We start from the raw sequence: 15,866 nt of genomic DNA, 5'->3' as shown, positions 1-15,866 counted from the left end.
TCGGGAGGATGATATGACGACTCAAAGTGAGGCTATCGCGGCTGATCTGGAGGCCATCAGGGCAAACTATTCGTTGACCGATGAGCAACGCCAGATCGTCGATCACGTGGATCGGGTATCGCGCGAGGTTCTGCATCCGCTACAGGCGCGCATGGACGAAGAGGAATGGTGGCCCGACGATCTGTTCAAGCAAATGGGTGAGCTGGGCCTGCTGGGGATCACCGCGCCCGAGGAGCTGGGCGGATCCGGGCAGAACGAGTTCACCCAGGCGCTGGTTTCCGAATTGATTGCCAAATGGAATCCGGCGGTAGGTCTGTCGCATGGCGCGCATGACAACCTGTGCCTGAACAACCTGCTGCGCAATGGCTCGCAAGAGCAGGTGAAGAAATATGTGCCGGGCCTATGCTCGGGCGACTTGGTTGGTGCTCTGGGTCTGACAGAGCCGGGCGCGGGGTCCGATGCGCTTGGGTCCATGGCGACCACCGCGCGCCGCGACGGCGACGACTATGTCATCAACGGCTCGAAGATCTACATCACCAACGGGCCGATTGCCGATGTGATCCTGCTTTATGCCAAGACCGACAAATCGAAGGGCGCCAAGGGCATTTCTGCTTTCATCATCGAGACGGACAATCCTGGTTTCAAGGTGGCGCAAAAGCTTGACAAGATGGGCTTCCGCGGCTCGCCAACCGGAGAACTGGTGTTTGAGGATTGCCGCGTACCCGCATCCGCCATGGTTGGACAGGAAAACACCGGCGTTTCGGTGGTAATGAGCGGACTGGATCTGGAACGCGCCATGGTCGCATCGGTCTGTGTCGGCATGGCCGAACGCGCGCTGGAACTGGGGCTGGAATACGCCAAGATTCGCGAACAGTTCGGCAAGCCAATTGCAAGTTTCCAGATGATGCAGTCGAAACTGGCCGAGATCTACACCGAGGTCGAAACGGCACGCGCCTTCGGGTATCGGGCGCTGGCCGCCTGTACGGGCCTGCCGAAAGGCGCCGGGGGCCGTGGCGAAATCCACAAGCTGACCGCGGCGGCCTGTCTTTACGCAGGCGAGGCATTCAACAAGGCGGTCACCGAAGCCTGCCATATACATGGTGGCTCCGGCTACATGCAGGACACCGAAATCAACCGGCTCTACCGCGCCAACAAGCTGTTGGAGATCGGCGCTGGAACAAGCGAAGTCCGCAAGATCATCATTGCCGAAGAACTTTTGCGCGCCTGAGGGAGACGAGACCATGAACAAGCAACTGCGCAACGATACCGCTCTGCCGAGCCATTTCATGACGGACGAACAGCAGGCGCTGGCCGATCAGGCTGGTAAGTTCTTCATGTCCGAGTTCCACCATCTGAACGCGGAAATGGACGACACCGACGATTTACCCCCTTCGGTTTTTCCAAAGCTGGGCGAAATGGGCTATCTGGGCCTGAACGTGCCGCCGGAATTCGGCGGCGCGGGGCTGGATTTCACCTCGGCCTGCATCATCACCGAAGAGATGTCGCGCGCCTCGGCGGCCATCGGGCTGACCCATGTGGCCCATGACAACTTGTGCGTCAACAATATCTACCGCAACGCCAATGACGATCTGCGCCGCAAGTATCTGCCGGGGCTTTGCAATGGCACGCTGATCGGCGCCCTGGGTCTGACCGAACCCGGCGCGGGGTCTGATGCGCTTGGCTCGATGCGGACCACGGCCAAACAAGATGGTGACGACTACATCCTGAACGGCGCCAAGATCTACATCACCAATGGGCCGATTGCCGATCTGGTCCTTGTCTATGCGAAGACTTCGCCGGAAAAGGGCGCCAAGGGCATTTCCGCCTTTATCGTGGAAACCGACACGCCGGGTTTCAAGGTGGCGCAGAAGCTGAACAAGATGGGCTTTCGCGGCTCGCCCACCGGCGAACTGGTGTTCGAAGATTGCCGCGTTCCGGCCAGAAACATGGTCGGCAAGCTGGATGGCGGGGTTGCCGTTACCATGTCCGGACTTGATCTGGAACGTGCCATCGTCTGTTTCAACGCTCTGGGCATTGCGCAGCGGGCGTTGGATATTTCCATCGATTACGCCAAGACACGCCAGCAGTTTGGCAAGCCGATCGCCAGTTTCCAGATGGTGCAGGCGATGCTGGCCGACATGTACACGCAAATCGAGGCCGCGCGCAGCTTGTCGCTAAAAACGGCTGCCATGTGCGAGGGCCTGGAAGAAGGCGAAGGCGGGCGTGGTGAAATCCACAAACTCACGGCAGCGGCGATTTTCAAAGCGGCCGAGGCGACGTCGTTCGTGCTGGACAAGGCAGTGCAGATCCACGGCGGCTCGGGTTACATGCGTGATACAGAAGTGAACCGGCTGTACCGGACCGGTCGCGTACTTGAGGTCGGCGCAGGCACCCAAGAGGTTCGCAAACTCATCATCTCTGGCGAATTGCTGAAGAACTAGGGGCGGAACATGAGCGAAGCGAAATCAAGGCGTTACGCGTCGGATCTCATGGCGGGCCAGGTTGCCCTGGTTACGGGATCCGGATCCGGATCTGGAATGGGCCGGGCGACGGCGATCGAAATGGCCGCTTGCGGGGCCAGGCTTGCGCTGTTCGCGCGCCGCGAAGAGCCGCTGGAAGAGACCGCCGAAATGATCCGGGCGGCGGGGGGCGAGGCCTTTGTCGTGCCCGGAGACACCCGCGACGAAGACAGTATCGAAACTGCGATGGGGCGGATCAAGGACCACTATGGGCAGTTGGATGTTTTGGTGAACAATGCCGGCGGTCAGTATATCGCGGCCGCCCGCGATATCACCAACAAGGGCTTCGAAGCCGTGATCCGAAACAACCTGATCGGATCTTGGCAAATGACCCGGGCAGCGGCGGATCACTTCATGTACGACAATGGTGGATCGGTTGTGTTTGTCACCGCCATCTCGGCGCGCACCGCGCTTACCGGCTTTACACACACCGTCGCCGCCCGCGCCGGTGTGACGGGCATGATGAAAACGCTGGCCGCCGAATGGGGCGAGTACGGCATCCGGCTGAACTGTGTCGCGCCGGGCACGATCAAGACCGATGCGCTTGGCCGCTATCCGATTCCCCCGGAACTGTGGAAAAAGCTGAACCGCTCGGTGCTAAACCGGATGGGGGCGGCCGAGGACATCGCAGGCACGATCATTTTCCTGGCCTCGAAACTTGGCGGTTTCATCACCGGAGAAGACATTTATGTAGACGGCGGTGAGACCTTGCATATGGGTCATGACGCGCGGGACATGATCAACCCCGCGATGTTCGAGAAACGCGAACGGGGAGATGGCAAGAATGAGTAAAAACCCAGTCCTTCTGGAAATTTCCAACAGGATCGCCACGGTTACGCTGAACGATCCCGAGCGGCGCAACCCGGTCACCGGAAACGACATGATCGCTGCCCTTCTTGAGACCTTCGCCAAGGTGCAGGCCGATCCTCAGGTCAGCGTGATGATCCTGACCGGCGCCGACCCGGCCTTTTGTGCGGGCGGCGACATCAAGGAAATGAACGATCCCGACAGCGTGTTCCGCAAGGAGCCGCTGGCGGCGGCGCAGAGCTATGTTGATGGGGTCCAGCGGCTGCCGCTTGCGCTCTACAACATGGATATTCCGACCATCGCCGCAGTCAACGGCCCGGCGGTAGGCGCGGGGTGCGACCTGACCATGATGTGCGACATGCGCATCGCGTCGGAAAAAGCAAGGTTCGGCGAGGTGTTTCTGAATCTCGGAATCATTCCGGGCGATGCGGGCAGCTGGTTCCTGTTGCGTCGTCTGGGCCACCAGAAGGCCGCCGATCTGACCTTCTCAGGGCGCATGGTCGAGGCCAAGGAAGCGCTGGAGCTTGGTATGGTGCTTGAACTTGTGCCTCATGAAAAATTGATGGAACGGGCCCGCGAACGGGCCGCTGTCATCGCCGCGAAACCGCCGCGCGCGGTGCGGGTCGCCAAGCGTCTGATGCGCAATGCCGAACGGATGGACCTGCCGGATTTCCTGAATTCCGCGGCGGCCTATCAGGCGCTCATGCATCAGACCGAAGACCACCACGAGGCGGTTGCTGCGTTCGTCGAAAAACGAAAACCCAATTTCACGGGGCGTTAAAGGAAAGATCGCATGTCAGACATCACCCAAAAGAAGATGGAGCAAATCGCGCAGATGTGGAATGCGCGCGGCAAGGGTCTGATAACGCATATGGCGCTTGAGATCGAAGAGGTCTCGACCGAAAGTGTTCGGGTTCGGATGCCGTTCAATCCGGACTTTTGCGTCGATGCGGAACAATCGATGCTCCACGGTGGTATCCTGACGGCACTTCTGGACAGTGTCTTTGGACTGGCGAACTTTGTTGCCATCGAAGGCGTCAGTACCATGGCCACTCTTGACCTCAGAGTTGATTACCTGCGCCCGGCCCGTTCGCGCGCGGATGTCATCGTTCAAGCGCATTGTTTTCGCAAGACCCGCCACATCGCCTTCAATTCCGGCAGCGTCTGGTTCGCGGGCCATGAGGATGCTGAAATAGCCAGGGGAACCGCCTCGTTTGCATTGACGCGCGGCGAAACCAGCCTGTTTGACGCAATGACAAAAGGAAAAACCTCGTGATGGACGTGCAAACTGTCAATGCCAATGTATCCCGGGTGCCGTTCTTCCGATTTCTCAACTTTGAGGTCAGAAGTCTAGACAGTCTCCATGCTGAGGCGGAAATGACCTTTGATGACCGCCATATCGGTAACCCGATCATGGAGTACTACCATGGCGGCATAATCGCGAGTTTTATGGAGGCCACTGCCGCCATCGCGGTACAGCCCGATTTCGCCGACGTTCCGGCCAAGCCGATCAACCTGACCGTCGATTACCTCAGACCCGGTGTGAAGGGACCGCTTTTTGCGCGCGCTAACGTCACGCGCAAAGGCAAGCGGATGGCAAGCGTCAGCGTGCTCAGCTGGCAGACGGATCGGGAAAAGGCGGTTGCCGAAGGGCTGTATCACTTCCTTCTGGTCTGACCGGGGCAACCGCTTTCAGGGCTACCTTGTCCTGTGGACGGGGCCGCTTCCCGGTTACAAATGCCTTCCAGTAACAGATTGATGAGCATGCTGGAGAATTCAGGCAGTGATAGATATCCTTCCACTCCTGCCTTGTTCGGGTCGAACCATTCCACCGTCCAGTTTAAGGCACCCAACATCACCTGGCGCAAGGGGACGATCTTGATATCCGACCGTATGGCACCGTCGTCCTGAGCTTCAAGGAGTATCCGATCCCAGAGTTTTCCATACTCATGGCGAATACCCCTGTGCCTCTCCCTGAAATGATTGGGGAGCATTCCATAGCTTCTGATATTCGCCGAGGTGAATTCGCTTGCCTTGAAGAGGAAATCCAGGTGCGCCCAGATTGCAGTCGCGATCTTGGCGTGATGATCGTACGGGGCATCGAATTTCCGAACGGCGGCTTCGACACCTGATAGCAAGTCCCTCAGTCCGGCGTTTAGAACTTCGTCAACGATCGCTTCTTTGGAGTTGAAATGGTAATAGACGCTGCCCGCTTTCATGTCCGCTTCTTCCGCGATCTTTCTCAGCGTGGTCGCCTTGTAGCCATTGTCCCTCAGAAAGCGCGCTGCGGCCTTTAGAATTTCTGCACGGGTCTTAGCCGCCTTGCTGTCGGGATCCGGGGTTTTGGCGGGAGTGGCGGGGCACAGCTTCAAGCCTTCGGTATCCGCCTTGCGATGTGGACACATTCCGTCAAGTATCAGCTTACTCATTCGTTCCGCGAGGATGCGCACCGGATACTTGTCGACATCGTACCATTCTACGGTCCAGTTCATGGCACTTAGGATGAACTGGCGGATCACAGCAGTGGATATGTCGCTTCGAAGGTGGCCGGCGCGTTTGGCGTCATTCAGGAATTTGCCCCAGACACCCGCATATGATGCACGCAATTCGCGATGCGGGGCGCGTGTTTCGTCCGACAACATCGGATAGTTCCGAATATTGGCTGACGTAAAGTCGCTGTCGGTCAATAGGTAGGTAAGGTGTGTTTCAATCAGCAGTCCGAAAGTCTTGCGAAAATCCTCCGAACTTGTCGGTGCCGACCGAACGATTTCACTGACCGCCTCATATAGTTGACGGACGCCAAAATCGAGAACTTCGCTCAGAATCTGGTCCTTGGATTGAAAATGATAATAAATGCTGCCGGCCTCAATGCCAGCTTCCTGCGCGATGTCGCGCATAGTCGTTGCGTGATAGCCTTCATACCGAAAAAGTCGCGCGGCCGCAGCGAGTATGGCTTCGCGGGTCCTCTCCGACTTGCTTAGATCGTCATTCACTATCCTGGTATCTTCAATCTGTCGTGCCATCCATTATCGATACTTGTCGTAGATGAGGCTGTCCATTGCAATAAATCTAACAACTGTTAGAATGCATCGGAGAGAGTGTCGAATCAAGCTCTTTTCAAGGTGCAACGGAAGAGGAGGACCTCCACATGCGAGGGTTGAGTGGAAAACGGGTCGTTGTGACCGGCGGTGGGAGCGGCATTGGCCGAGCGGTTTGCGAACGGTTCGGCGCGGAGGGTGCCGAAGTCGCCGTTTTCGATCTGAACAAAGCCGGAGCGGATGAAACCGCCAAACTAATCACTGAATCCGGCGGAAAAGCGACGGCATTTCAGGTGGATATTTCCGATCGTGCCCAGGTCGACAGCGCCGTTGCCGAGTTCGAATCCGGCGGACCGATTGATGTGCTGGTGAACAACGCGGGCTGGGACGTGATCAAACCGTTCCTCGACACCGATCCCGACCTTTGGAAGAAGGTCATCGACATCAATCTTTACGGTCCGCTGAATATGCATCACGCGGTGCTTCCGGGCATGGTCAAGAACGGCGGCGGCCGTGTGGTCAACATCGCGTCCGACGCCGGACGCGTCGGATCATCCGGCGAAGCCGTGTATTCTGCCTGCAAGGGTGGCATCATCTCGTTCACCAAAACCGTAGCGCGCGAACTGGCGCGTAAAGGTATTCAATTGAATGCGGTCGCCCCCGGCCCGACCGATACGCCTCTGTTCGCTCAGGTTGCCGAAGGCGAGGCCGGTCAAAAGATCGCCGAAGGTCTCAAGCGGGCGATTCCGATGAAGCGTCTTGCGCAGCCGACGGATTACCCTGGCATCATCTGCTTCCTGTCGTCGGACGACGCAGGGTTCATTACCGGCCAGGTGATTTCGGTTTCGGGCGGCCTGTCCATGCACGGTTAAAACGCTGGCGGCAGCGCCGGACTCAAGGCGCTGCTGCCAAACCGTGCCAAGAGTTACCTCCCCGACTGGCCGCGCCTTATGTGCGGCCCTTTTCATTCTACAAAGGTTGCGAATGTTTCAGCCAGGCTCTGACATCCAGCGGACAAGCACGCTGACCGCATTTCTGAGGGGCTGCGGCATTGACAGTTACGAGGATCTCGTCCGCCGTTCGAATGAAGACCCAGACTGGTTCTGGGGCCAGATCATTGACCATGCCGGGATACGGTTCGCGCGGCCCTACAGCCGGTTGCGAGATATCTCCGAAGGGCCCGAATCGATCCGGTGGGCCGTCGGGAGTACTTTGAATCTGACGGAAACCTGTCTTGACGCCCGAATTGCCGATGGCTTGGGCGACAAGGTCGCAATCGACTGGGTCGGCGAAGACGGAAGCCGCCGTCGCTGGACCTATTCCGACCTTACCGCCGAAGCCTCCCGCGTCGCCTCGGCCCTTGCCGCGCGCGGTGTAAGGCCCGGTCAGGCGGTGGGCATCTATATGCCGATGATCCCCGAAATCGAGGCCGCGCTTCTGGGTATTGCCCGGCTGGGCGCGGTTGCGGTGCCGCTGTTTTCCGGTTTTGCGCCCCATGCCATCGTATCGCGTCTGAACGACGCGGATGCCGTGGCGGTGTTGACGGCGGATGCCACACCCCGGCGAGGCAAGCCGGTCTGGATGGAAGCGACCCTTGCCCAGGCTTTGACCGACGTGCCATCGGTTCATACCGTGATCAGCCTGCGACGGTTCGGCGGTGCGGTGGCCGATCCGGCCCGCGATCTGGACTGGACCGAAACCGTGGGCCGCGCCAGTCCGGAGTTTGCCGCCGTTCCCGTCAGTGCCGACGACACCTTTCTGATCGCCTATACATCGGGCACCACCGGGCGGCCCAAGGGGGTGGTGCATACCCATCTGGGGGTACAGGCCAAGGCCACCGCCGATTTCCTGCTTTGTCTCGACATGAAACGGGACGACCGGCACCTCTGGATGACCGACATGGGGTGGGTTATGGGGCCGCTCACGCTGTTGTCGGTGCTCTTGTCCGGTTCGACGCTGGTGCTGGCCGAAGGCGCACCTTCAATGCCCGGCGATCCCTTCAGACTTCTGCGCCTTGCATCCGAAATGGAGGTCACGCATCTTGGCGTGGCCCCGACTCTGGTCCGGCAGTTCATGACGCAGGATACTGAACCTTTGTCGGGCTACGACCTGTCGCCCCTGCGCATTGTCGCCTCGACCGGTGAACCCTGGACCGACGACGCCTGGCTCTGGCAGCTCGATCATATCTGCCGCCGCCGCGCGGTGCCGCTGAACATCTCGGGCGGGACCGAGCTTTTTGGCGCGATCCTGACCTCGACCGTGCTGCATGAAATCAAGCCCGGCGGATTTTCGGCCCAGGCCTTGGGTGTCGGCGCCAAGGTGCTGCGCCAGGACGGCAGCGAAGCCGCGCCGGGCGAGGTCGGCGAACTGGTCGTGACTCAACCGCCACTGGGTCTGACCCCGGCCATCTGGGGGGACCGCGATCGCTATCTTGAAACCTATTGGTCCACTTTCCCCGGCCTCTGGCGGCACGGCGACTGGGTGCGCTGCGATCCGGACGGGACATGGTATATCCTGGGCCGGTCCGACGACACACTGAACATCGCCGGCAAACGCATCGGCCCGCCCGAGATTGAGGCGGCCCTGACCGAAACCGGAGAGGTGGTGGACGCCGCTGCCATCGCCGCACCCGACGATATCAAAGGCGTGGCCGTCGTCTGCGTCTGTGTGGCAGCCCAGGGCGTCACGCCTGACGCAGAGCTTGTGGAGCGGCTCAAGGATCGGGTCGGAGAGATCGTCTCGAAACCCTTCCGCCCGCGCGAGATCCACTTTGTCGAGGCCCTGCCCAAGACCCGCAGCATGAAAACCATGCGCCGGATCGTGCGCGCGGCCTTTCTGGGCGAAGATCCGGGCGATCTGTCGTCGATCAGCAACCCGGAAACCATTCAACCCATCGCAGACCTGCAAAAGGAAAAGCCATGATCACTGTTTTCGGAGCCACGGGCACCACCGGCGCCCCTCTTGTCGATACGCTTATGGCAAAAGGCGCGACCGTGCGTGCTGTCACCAGCGACCCTTCCAGGCTCGATGCGCTAAAAGCCAAAGGATGCGAGGCGGTCGTTGCGAATTTCACGGACCCTGCCGCGCTGGCGCGGGCCTGTGACGGGGCAGAAAAGATATACCTGGTCACGCCTGCCCATCTGGACATGCGTCAGTGGAAGGCGAATGTGATCGCGGCGGCCAAGACCGCGGGGGTGCGCCATGTTGTCGTGGCCACCGGGCTTGGCGCCTCGCCCAAGGCGGGGCTGACATTTGGGAAATGGCATTCCGAAACCCAGGAACTGCTGAAGCAAAGCGGCCTTGACTGGACCTTCGTCCAGCCGACCTATTTCATGCAGAACCTGCTCTGGCAGGCCGGCAATATTGCAAAAGATGGGGTCTATTACGACGATCTGGGCGGCCCTGTGGCCTGGATCGACGCCCGCGACATCGCGGATGTCGCCGCCGAGGCGCTGACCGCTCCGGGGTACGAAGGCAAGGGTCTTGGTCTGACCGGACCCGAAGCTCTTGTCGGAGAGGATATCGCGGCGCTTCTGTTCGAGGTGACAGGTCGGACTGTCACCTGCGCACCCCTGTCGGCCGAGGATGCCAAGGCGGGTATGATCGCAGGCGGAATGCAGGACGAGGTCGCCGGGGCCATGGTCGAACTGGCCTCCATCGCGCCTAAGGGCTATCTTGCTGGCATAGAAACTACGGTCAGCGACGTGCTGGGACGCCCGGCGCGCCGGTTTGCCGATTTCGTCGCCGAGAACCGGGATGCTTTCGTCAAGTAACCTGATGGCGGCGCCGCTTTATCTCGAACTGGCGCCGCCTGAGGAAGCGGCCAAACAGATCGACCATTTGTTCGTGTTCCGCGATACCGGTGTGCTGAGCGGTGGTGGACGCGGGCGGTTCGCAACCGACCTCTTTACCCTTTCGGTAACGCGCGACGACAGCGGCGGCGGGCGCGTATCGCTGGCAGAACCGCGCCCCTATTTTTCACCCCGCCCAAGGCCATTCCAGGGTGTCGTGGCCGGGCTGCGACTGTCGTCACGACCGCAGCGATTTCCCGACTCCAAAGGGCTGGACATGCTGGCCTCCGAACTGGCCCGGGTTCAGACCGGGGACGATGACCTGCCTGCGCTCATCGCGGTGCTTGACGGCCTTGCGAGAGACCTGCGCTTTGCCGCACCACCCGGAGCTTACAGCGACCGGACCAAACGTCGAAAGGTGCGGGCGGAAACCGGCGTGTCGCGGCGGCGGCTTGCGACCTTGCGACGCTTTCGCCGGGCTCTCGGGCAGCTTGCGTCAAAGACCCTGCCGCTGAGCGATCTGGCGCTGGACGCCGGATATTACGATCAATCTCACTTGTCCGCCGCTTGCCGGATCTTCGCCGGCAAACCGCCCGGCGCGTTGCGCGCTCTGTCTATTCCGCGTCGTTTTGACCTTTCGCTACAAGATACGCGCCTCAAAGACCGCCTAAGATTGGTCATTGACGAATGAAATCGAAGAGGAAGACCCGCCATGACACAATTCAAACCGAAAAACCCCGACTATGACGCACGCGTGCGCAACAGTTTCGATCGCCAGAAGGCAATGAACACGTTGGGGATCAGCATTGCCGAGTTGTTACCCGGCCGCATCGTTCTGGAAATGGCACATCAGGTTGCACTGACCCAGCAGCATGGGTTTTTGCATGCCGGAATCGTGTCGACAGCGCTGGACAGCGCCTGCGGATACGCGGCCTTTTCGCTGATGCCAGCGGACGCGGCAGTGTTGACGGCCGAATTCAAGATCAACCTACTCAATCCCGCGGACGGCGCACGGTTTCGCTTCGTCGCTGACGTGGTGAAACCAGGCAGGACGCTGACCATATGCGAGGCGCGTGCCTATGCCGTGAAGGGCCAGGATGAAAAGCTCGTCGCAACGATGACCGGAACGCTCATGGCGCTGATCGGGCGGGCGGGGGTCGCGGACTGAGCGCAACCCGGCCGCAGCACATCCGATCCGGGCGGCCGGGCCGATTATTCAGACAGCTGGATCAGCTGTTCCAGCGGCTCGCGACCTCGGCCAACCGTTTCCCGTAGGCGCGCGCGGTATCCAGATCGCCGCCAGCAGGTTCAGACCTGCCAAGCGGTAATGTTAGCCTTTAGCAGTGCGGTCGCCGATTGTCCGTCGTCAGGGTTTTTCGGAGAGCTGAGACTGTATCGTAACGGAGGATCTGGTTCGGTTTCTGTTCAAGTTTATGCTGCAGCGGCCTGATGCTGCAACCGTAATTGGAACGGATGGACGCCCACGGTGCCGATGGGCTGCCGTCACGCCGGAGTTTCCAGTCAGGGCTGAGCTGGCGCACCATTCTGGCCAAGCGCGAGAACTTTCGTGCTGCCTTCGCCGGGTTCGACTTTCGGGGAGTTGCGAACTTTGACGACAACGACATTGAGCGCCTACTTGCCGATGAAGGAATTGTTCGCTATCGAGGCAAGATCGAAGCCGTGATCAACAACGCTCACCGTACTTTCGAGGTCGTCCAAGAGGAAGGCTCCTTCGCTGCATTCATCTGGCTATATGAACCTGCCAAGGACGACGCACTGCCACAAATGCGGTCCAAATCACCAGCGTCCGAGACCCTGTCCAAAGATCTACGAAAGCTTGGCTTCAAATTCGTGGGACCGACCACCGTATATGCATTCATGCAGGCCATGGGATTTATCAACGATCACGCAGAAGTCTGTTGGATGCGAAAGGACGTCGGAACAGCCCGAAACACCCTTCGCACACCGACATAGGCAACTGTCGGCCAATTAACGTGAAAAAAATCAGGGCCACTTAGCGTGGAAAGTCACAGACAGGTTTCGCGTCAGTCGACCGAGACTTCAGAGCCTTGAGAGTAGCGTGGCCAATTGAGCGGCGTCTTTGGGTTTCAGCTTTGCGCCGATCCTTTCCGACAGAACCCGTTCATAGATCGGCCACATCGCCCTCCTGACAGATTTACCCTTTTCAGAGATAGAAATGTTTTGACCTCGCCCATCTTCCGAGCAGTTCCGTCGGTCCACCAGCCCTGCTTTCACCATGCGGTCCAGCAACCGCGATGTACCGTATTGGGGTAACAAAATCCGGTCTTTGAGTTCGAATGGACGGAGTCCGTCCGGGCCTGCCTTCTCGAGTTCGAGAAGCGCGTCATACCATGCAAGTGGCGGGTATCCTGCCGATTTCAGAGACGATTCGACAGCCTCAAGCAAAACGCGGCTTTTAGTCATGAGGGCTGTCCAGGCGGCCTCAGTAGCATGGTCAATCTCGTTCATATCCAGCACCTATCATATACATGTAAGTGCATCAACCTTGACGTCGCATGTGATGCGTTATATATAGATGCAAATGCATCGACATATGGGATCATATCATGTCACAATCGCACCTCACAGAATTTGGGATATTCCTGCTCCGTATAGCACTCGGTATCATGTTCCTGGCGCACAGCCTGTTTCTCAAGCTCTTCATTTTCACACTTCCCGGAACGGCGCAGTTCTTCGTTTCGATCGGGCTGCCCGGCTCATTTGCCTATATGATCTTTGCAGTCGAGGCGATTGCCGGTGCCCTTTTGGTCCTCGGCGTACAGGCTCGGTGGGTCGCGTCGGCGACCGTGCCCATCTTGGCCGGAGCGACCTGGGCTCACTCAGGAAACGGCTGGATGTTCGGATACGAGAACGGCGGGTGGGAATACCCGGCCTATCTGACGCTGCTTGCCGTCGTGCAAGGACTTCTGGGCGACGGCCGTTTCGCCCTCAGCCCCTCCTTCGCGCCCGGCAACGTGCAGATGGAGGGAGAGACAACATGAGCCTCCACCTCATTAGCCATGCGCTCTGCCCATATGTGCAGCGCGCAGCGATCTCGCTCACTGAGAAAGGTGTCACGTTCGAGAGAACTCACATCGATCTTTCGAACAAGCCCGACTGGTTTCTTGCCATATCTCCGCTGGGCAAGACGCCTGTCCTGGTTGTGGACGGGACGCCGATTTTCGAATCTGCGGTTATCCTCGAATATCTTGAGGATACACAACCCCACGCGCTTCATCCGCACGACGTTCTCGATCGCGCCCGCCACCGTGCCTGGATTGAATTTGGATCTGCTGTCTTGAACGACATTGCGGGGTTCTACTCGGCGCCGAACGATAAAGCGTTGGAAGCAAAAGTCGCGGCGCTCCGCGCAAAGTTCCTTCGGCTGGACGCGGAGCTTGGGGAGGGACCATGGTTCGACGGCCACCAGTTCAGCCTCGTCGATGTCGTATTCGGCCCGGTCTTCCGCTATTTCGACGTTTTTGACGCCATCGGAGAGTTTGGCGTCTTCACAGGGCTTGCCCGTGTAAGGGCCTGGCGATATGAACTGGAGCGTCGGGTTTCTGTGAAGAGTGCCGTCAGTGAAGACTACCCGACTCTTCTGCGTGACTTCATCAGACGGCGCAATTCTTACCTGTCCCAGATCATGCAGACAGGAGGGCCGAAGAAGACTGTTACACAGGTGCAATCGGCTGACCGCTGATCACTTGATATCGTTTTGTCGGGCCGCAGTGCAGAACCGGACGTTTGAGTTCGCTTGGTGAATACCCGCTCTGTCCCGCACATCGGATAGTCGCCGACTTTCCCTTGAAGGCCCGCAGCAGCCCCAACCGGCACTTGCCGGCATTCCATGCCCGTCCGTGCGAAGCGCCGGGTGACCTGCTGCCCCCACAGCGCAACCGGGAACAAACCACCGATCGCGCTGATGAATGGCTCAGGGATCGAAGAATCCGCCTGAGCTCAAACCCCCGGGAAACCCCCAGCCGTGTGGTCCGACAGAGGGCAGCACGTCAATCGCGGGTCAATCTATCCCGGTTGGTGGACCACTTTCAGGGGGCTACTCCAAAGGGCGGGGATGAGAAGCTCGTCGCAACGATGACAGGAACGCTTAGATCGCTAGTGGGGCGAACGGGCGTGGCGGGGTGACGATCGGGTCGGAGCAAAAATTAATCTACGAGCCGGGCTTCGAGGATATGCCGCTGGACCTTTCCGCTGGTCGATCTGGGAAAATCCTCGAACGCGATGAACAGAAACTCGCGCGGCCGTTTGTAGCCAGCGAGGTTTTCGCGGCACAAATTCATCAGCGCCTCGGCATCCGGCCCGCCCTTGCTGCAGGCGACAAAGGCCACCGGGCTTTCCCCCCATTTCACGTCGAATGCCCGCACTACCGCGGCATCGACCACACCGGGATGAGATAGAAGCACACGTTCGATTTCCGCCGGATAGACGTTCTCGCCACCGGTCTTGATCAGGTATTTCGCCCGGTCCACAAAGTCGATGGTGCGGTCCGCATTGCGCCGGAACAAGTCGCCCATGTGGAAAAAGCCGTTGCGAAAATCGCGGGCATTGGAGTCGTTCGCGTTCCAGTACCCTGAAAACAGCGTCGGGCCGCGTACGGCCAATTCGCCCGGCGTTCCATCCGGCACTTCGCGGTCGTCTGGATCGACCAGCCGAACCTCGCAAAATGCGCTTATGCGCTTGGAAAGCCGGTCCGGAGTCACACCCGGCGCAATCAGATCGGCGGTGCCCGGCGGCAGGCCGGTTTCAGTTGCGCCGAAGGAATTCAGATAGGGCGTGTCGAGAAGGGCTGTCAGTTCCGCGATCTGATGCGGCGGCACCAGATCGGCCATCGCGCCGCAAACTTTGATCCCCTTCAGCGGCAAAGGGTTGGCGCGCCGTTCTGCGATAAAGGCGTCCAGCGCACCGGGCATCATCACGAACCAGCCGATCCGGTGGCGCGACAAAGCCTTGTTGATGACCGCAGGCTGCAAACCGTCAACCATCACCACGGTTCCGCCCCGCAGGACCGTCGCCAACGCATGATCCGTGGACGCCATGTGGAACATCGGCGCCCAGGCGATAAACCCGTCGCCGGGGTCCAGCGCCAGCTGCGCCGCAAAAGCCATGGATCGGGTGATATGCGCGCGGTGGCTGATGAGCGCCCCCTTGGGCAGGCCCGTGGTCCCCGAGGTATAAAGGATCGTCAGACCAGCCTCGGGGTCGTCGACCATGGTTCCGATGCGCGGGTCCGGTCCGGCCCCGGCAATGGCCGTTTCCAGATCCGGCCCGATAATCAGACAGGGCGTTGCCGCGGCGGCCCGGTAAGCTTCTGAAAGATCCTGTTCGACGACCGCGAGAACCGGCGCGACCAGATCTATGCAGTGTCGCAGTTCATCGGGAGCAAGCCGCCAGTTCAGACAGGCGACGATCGCGCCGATTCCCGCCGCGGCAAGTTCGACCTCCAGATACTCTGACCGGTTGTGCGAGAGGATCGCGACCCTGTCCCCGGGCGCAACCCCCTTTGCCAAAAAGACCGAGGCCAGCCGATCAACGCGTCCCAGCAATTCCGCATAGGTCAGTGTCTTGCAGCCATCCTCGATGGCCAGGGCCTCGGCGCAATCCTGCGCGCGGGTTCGAAAAATGGAATACAGATCGGCGCGCCCCGCGCGCATGACCTCGGGAAGCATGGC

General features: G+C 59.7%; 17 protein-coding genes. 14 read left to right on the top strand and 3 right to left on the bottom strand.

Annotation, left to right across the window (positions count from 1 at the left end; genetic code table 11):
* Window positions 1-13 precede the first annotated feature (13 nt).
* From OE747_RS19310 to OE747_RS19285, 6 genes are read left to right on the top strand one after another with little or no spacing between them, the layout of a single operon-like run.
* Window positions 14-1,228, top strand: coding sequence for an acyl-CoA dehydrogenase family protein (locus tag OE747_RS19310; protein WP_263830139.1), 1,215 nt, complete (start codon window positions 14-16; stop codon window positions 1,226-1,228).
* 13 nt (window positions 1,229-1,241) lie between these two features.
* Window positions 1,242-2,441 carry an acyl-CoA dehydrogenase family protein gene (locus OE747_RS19305; RefSeq protein WP_263830138.1) on the top strand — a complete coding sequence of 400 codons (1,200 nt, stop codon included), beginning with the start codon at window positions 1,242-1,244 and terminating at the stop codon, window positions 2,439-2,441.
* Window positions 2,442-2,450: 9 nt separating this feature from the next.
* Complete coding sequence (locus tag OE747_RS19300) at window positions 2,451-3,311, top strand: SDR family NAD(P)-dependent oxidoreductase (protein ID WP_263830137.1); 861 nt, start codon at window positions 2,451-2,453, stop codon at window positions 3,309-3,311.
* Window positions 3,304-4,107 carry an enoyl-CoA hydratase-related protein gene (locus tag OE747_RS19295; RefSeq protein ID WP_263830136.1) on the top strand — a complete coding sequence of 268 codons (804 nt, stop codon included), beginning with the start codon at window positions 3,304-3,306 and terminating at the stop codon, window positions 4,105-4,107. The genes OE747_RS19300 and OE747_RS19295 overlap by 8 nt, the downstream gene beginning before the upstream one ends.
* A gap of 12 nt (window positions 4,108-4,119) precedes the next feature.
* Window positions 4,120-4,602: a PaaI family thioesterase gene (locus tag OE747_RS19290; protein WP_263830135.1), complete on the top strand. Its 483-nt coding sequence runs from the start codon at window positions 4,120-4,122 to the stop codon at window positions 4,600-4,602.
* A complete protein-coding gene (locus OE747_RS19285; RefSeq protein WP_028093915.1) occupies window positions 4,602-5,003 on the top strand; it encodes a PaaI family thioesterase in 402 nt (133 codons plus the stop codon). Before OE747_RS19290 ends, OE747_RS19285 begins: the two co-directional genes overlap by 1 nt.
* On the opposite strand, the gene OE747_RS19280 is transcribed toward OE747_RS19285, so the two are convergent.
* The gene (locus OE747_RS19280) at window positions 4,985-6,349 is read right to left on the bottom strand and encodes a TetR/AcrR family transcriptional regulator (protein ID WP_263830134.1); all 1,365 of its coding nucleotides are present in this window, start codon (window positions 6,347-6,349) and stop codon (window positions 4,985-4,987) included. The two genes, OE747_RS19285 and OE747_RS19280, sit on opposite strands and share 19 nt — an antisense overlap.
* Window positions 6,350-6,474: 125 nt before the next feature.
* Between OE747_RS19280 and OE747_RS19275 the strand changes: the two genes are divergently transcribed.
* From OE747_RS19275 to OE747_RS19250, 6 genes are all read left to right on the top strand, one after another.
* Window positions 6,475-7,236, top strand: a complete 762-nt coding sequence (locus tag OE747_RS19275; RefSeq protein ID WP_263830133.1) for a glucose 1-dehydrogenase — start codon at window positions 6,475-6,477, stop codon at window positions 7,234-7,236.
* Between the two features lie 112 nt (window positions 7,237-7,348).
* Entirely contained in the window at window positions 7,349-9,286 is a 1,938-nt protein-coding gene (locus OE747_RS19270) for an AMP-binding protein (RefSeq protein WP_263830132.1), read from the top strand.
* The gene (locus OE747_RS19265) at window positions 9,283-10,137 is read left to right on the top strand and encodes an SDR family oxidoreductase (RefSeq protein ID WP_263830131.1); all 855 of its coding nucleotides are present in this window, start codon (window positions 9,283-9,285) and stop codon (window positions 10,135-10,137) included. Before OE747_RS19270 ends, OE747_RS19265 begins: the two co-directional genes overlap by 4 nt.
* Window positions 10,121-10,846: an AraC family transcriptional regulator gene (locus OE747_RS19260; RefSeq protein ID WP_028288568.1), complete on the top strand. Its 726-nt coding sequence runs from the start codon at window positions 10,121-10,123 to the stop codon at window positions 10,844-10,846. Before OE747_RS19265 ends, OE747_RS19260 begins: the two co-directional genes overlap by 17 nt.
* A 21-nt stretch (window positions 10,847-10,867) precedes the next feature.
* A complete protein-coding gene (locus OE747_RS19255; RefSeq protein ID WP_088652155.1) occupies window positions 10,868-11,323 on the top strand; it encodes a PaaI family thioesterase in 456 nt (151 codons plus the stop codon).
* A gap of 305 nt (window positions 11,324-11,628) precedes the next feature.
* Window positions 11,629-12,129, top strand: a complete 501-nt coding sequence (locus OE747_RS19250) for a DNA-3-methyladenine glycosylase I (RefSeq protein ID WP_263830188.1) — start codon at window positions 11,629-11,631, stop codon at window positions 12,127-12,129.
* 87 nt (window positions 12,130-12,216) lie between these two features.
* Here OE747_RS19250 and OE747_RS19245 read toward each other — a convergent pair whose 3' ends face one another.
* Window positions 12,217-12,645: a MarR family winged helix-turn-helix transcriptional regulator gene (locus OE747_RS19245; protein ID WP_084658444.1), complete on the bottom strand. Its 429-nt coding sequence runs from the start codon at window positions 12,643-12,645 to the stop codon at window positions 12,217-12,219.
* 98 nt (window positions 12,646-12,743) lie between these two features.
* Here OE747_RS19245 and OE747_RS19240 point away from each other — a divergent pair, with 98 nt between their 5' ends.
* On the top strand, window positions 12,744-13,178 hold the full coding sequence (locus OE747_RS19240) for a DoxX family protein (RefSeq protein WP_263830130.1): 435 nt from the start codon (window positions 12,744-12,746) through the stop codon (window positions 13,176-13,178).
* Window positions 13,175-13,879, top strand: a complete 705-nt coding sequence (locus OE747_RS19235) for a glutathione S-transferase family protein (protein ID WP_263830129.1) — start codon at window positions 13,175-13,177, stop codon at window positions 13,877-13,879. Before OE747_RS19240 ends, OE747_RS19235 begins: the two co-directional genes overlap by 4 nt.
* 463 nt (window positions 13,880-14,342) lie before the next feature.
* Here the strand turns inward: OE747_RS19235 and OE747_RS19230 are convergent, their stop codons facing one another.
* A complete protein-coding gene (locus tag OE747_RS19230) occupies window positions 14,343-15,863 on the bottom strand; it encodes a class I adenylate-forming enzyme family protein (protein ID WP_263830128.1) in 1,521 nt (506 codons plus the stop codon).
* Window positions 15,864-15,866 lie beyond the last annotated feature (3 nt).

Source organism: Ruegeria aquimaris (genome assembly GCF_025751555.1).
GTDB classification, from domain to species: Bacteria; Pseudomonadota; Alphaproteobacteria; order Rhodobacterales; family Rhodobacteraceae; genus Ruegeria_B; species Ruegeria_B aquimaris.
This window is presented reverse-complemented; position numbering and strand designations above follow the sequence as displayed.

Coding starts and splice junctions, on each gene's coding strand:
- OE747_RS19310 (WP_263830139.1), top strand. CDS start 14: ATGACGACTCAAAGTGAGGCTATCGCGGCTGATCTGGAGGCCATCAGG.
- OE747_RS19305 (WP_263830138.1), top strand. CDS start 1,242: ATGAACAAGCAACTGCGCAACGATACCGCTCTGCCGAGCCATTTCATG.
- OE747_RS19300 (WP_263830137.1), top strand. CDS start 2,451: ATGAGCGAAGCGAAATCAAGGCGTTACGCGTCGGATCTCATGGCGGGC.
- OE747_RS19295 (WP_263830136.1), top strand. CDS start 3,304: ATGAGTAAAAACCCAGTCCTTCTGGAAATTTCCAACAGGATCGCCACG.
- OE747_RS19290 (WP_263830135.1), top strand. CDS start 4,120: ATGTCAGACATCACCCAAAAGAAGATGGAGCAAATCGCGCAGATGTGG.
- OE747_RS19285 (WP_028093915.1), top strand. CDS start 4,602: ATGGACGTGCAAACTGTCAATGCCAATGTATCCCGGGTGCCGTTCTTC.
- OE747_RS19280 (WP_263830134.1), bottom strand. CDS start 6,349: ATGGCACGACAGATTGAAGATACCAGGATAGTGAATGACGATCTAAGC.
- OE747_RS19275 (WP_263830133.1), top strand. CDS start 6,475: ATGCGAGGGTTGAGTGGAAAACGGGTCGTTGTGACCGGCGGTGGGAGC.
- OE747_RS19270 (WP_263830132.1), top strand. CDS start 7,349: ATGTTTCAGCCAGGCTCTGACATCCAGCGGACAAGCACGCTGACCGCA.
- OE747_RS19265 (WP_263830131.1), top strand. CDS start 9,283: ATGATCACTGTTTTCGGAGCCACGGGCACCACCGGCGCCCCTCTTGTC.
- OE747_RS19260 (WP_028288568.1), top strand. CDS start 10,121: ATGCTTTCGTCAAGTAACCTGATGGCGGCGCCGCTTTATCTCGAACTG.
- OE747_RS19255 (WP_088652155.1), top strand. CDS start 10,868: ATGACACAATTCAAACCGAAAAACCCCGACTATGACGCACGCGTGCGC.
- OE747_RS19250 (WP_263830188.1), top strand. CDS start 11,629: ATGGACGCCCACGGTGCCGATGGGCTGCCGTCACGCCGGAGTTTCCAG.
- OE747_RS19245 (WP_084658444.1), bottom strand. CDS start 12,645: ATGAACGAGATTGACCATGCTACTGAGGCCGCCTGGACAGCCCTCATG.
- OE747_RS19240 (WP_263830130.1), top strand. CDS start 12,744: ATGTCACAATCGCACCTCACAGAATTTGGGATATTCCTGCTCCGTATA.
- OE747_RS19235 (WP_263830129.1), top strand. CDS start 13,175: ATGAGCCTCCACCTCATTAGCCATGCGCTCTGCCCATATGTGCAGCGC.
- OE747_RS19230 (WP_263830128.1), bottom strand. CDS start 15,863: ATGCTTCCCGAGGTCATGCGCGCGGGGCGCGCCGATCTGTATTCCATT.